This window comes from Amycolatopsis sp. NPDC059021 (genome assembly GCF_042739895.1).
In the GTDB taxonomy this organism is placed as follows: Bacteria; Actinomycetota; Actinomycetes; order Mycobacteriales; family Pseudonocardiaceae; genus Amycolatopsis.
Genome location: NZ_JBHYIQ010000225.1, coordinates 1 through 1,178, shown reverse-complemented (window position 1 = coordinate 1,178; position 1,178 = coordinate 1). Strand labels below are relative to the sequence as shown.

The 1,178-nt window shown below is 60.4% G+C and carries 2 protein-coding genes; both read right to left on the bottom strand.

Annotated features, from left to right (window positions below; genetic code table 11):
- Window positions 1–757, bottom strand: a 757-nt coding sequence (locus ACFWX1_RS48170; protein ID WP_378396640.1) for an IS3 family transposase, incomplete at its 3' end; no start/stop codon positions are given.
- 56 nt (window positions 758–813) lie between these two features.
- A complete protein-coding gene (locus ACFWX1_RS48165; RefSeq protein WP_378396639.1) occupies window positions 814–1,113 on the bottom strand; it encodes a transposase in 300 nt (99 codons plus the stop codon).
- Window positions 1,114–1,178 lie beyond the last annotated feature (65 nt).

Here is a 1,178-nt window from a genome sequence, read left to right as displayed (position 1 = left end):
TTGTGTTGTAAAAGTTGATGTAGTTGAGCAGTATTTGTCGTGCTTCCTGACATGTTTTTGGTTGTGGGTATGGGTGTAGTGCTTCGTTTTTGAATGATCCGAACCATGATTCCATGGCGGCGTTGTCGAGTGCGCTGTGCTGTTGTCCGATGGAGGGCATCATGTCGGCGTCTTTGATGATGGTGAGCCAGGTTTCGGAGGTGAATTGGTAGCCGCGGTCACTGTGGACGATGCATTGTGGTGGTGGTTTCCGTAATGCGATCGCGTCCCGGAGTGCGGTGTATGCGGTGTTGGGTGTTTCGTGGTCTGCGGTGGCCCAGCTGATCACTCGGCGGCTGTGGGCGTCCATGATCACTGCGGCGCGCAGGTAGCCTTGTCCGGTTTTGATCATGGTGAGGTCGGTGAACCACAGCATGTTTGGGCGGGGCCGGTCGAAGATGCGGTGGACCAGGTCTTTGACCTCCGGTCGTCGCACGGGCGGTGCGGCGCGTGGTCTCGCCTTGCGTTTCCCGCGGGTCGCGACGATGCCGTTCTCTCGCATCAGCCGGGCCACGCGATGCCTGCCGACCTGCACGTTTGCCCGGATGAGTTCGCGGTGGATCCGTGGTGATCCGTAGGAGCCCAGCTGGGTGTGCAGGGCGGTGATCTGGTCGAGCAGGACACGGTCCTGGGCGGCGCGTGGTGACGGTGGTCCGGTCAGCCGGCGCCGCCAGTCGTAGAAGCCTGACCGGGACACGTCCAGGATGCGGCACATCATGCTGATCGATCGGGACGGGTTGCGTGCCTTCTCCGCGTGTATCCAGCCGTAAATGGCTACTGGTCCCTGCGGCGTGCGAAGAAGGCCAATGCTTTTCCCAGGATTTCGAGTTCTTCCTCCCTCTGCCGAAGCTGGCGCTTCAAATCGGCGATCTCCGCCTTGTCATCACGACTACGGTCACCCGGGACAGTCTCGGACAACAATTTCCCTTGAGCGTTAGCGTCCTCGCGGACCCAGTTCGCCACCGTCGTCGCCGACAGATCGAACTCCTCGGCGATGTCCTTGAACGTGCGGCCGCCCTGCCGGAACAACTCCACGATCTGTGTCTTGAACTGCTGCGAAAATCTACTAGCCATCCGAACAACCTCCAGTGGTCACCACAACCACTCTGACGGTGTCCGCCACCTCCGGGCAAGCTCAC

Bases quoted from the DNA above. Each gene is read 5' to 3' on its own strand.
- ACFWX1_RS48165 (WP_378396639.1), bottom strand. From the start codon at position 1,113: ATGGCTAGTAGATTTTCGCAGCAGTTCAAGACACAGATCGTGGAGTTG.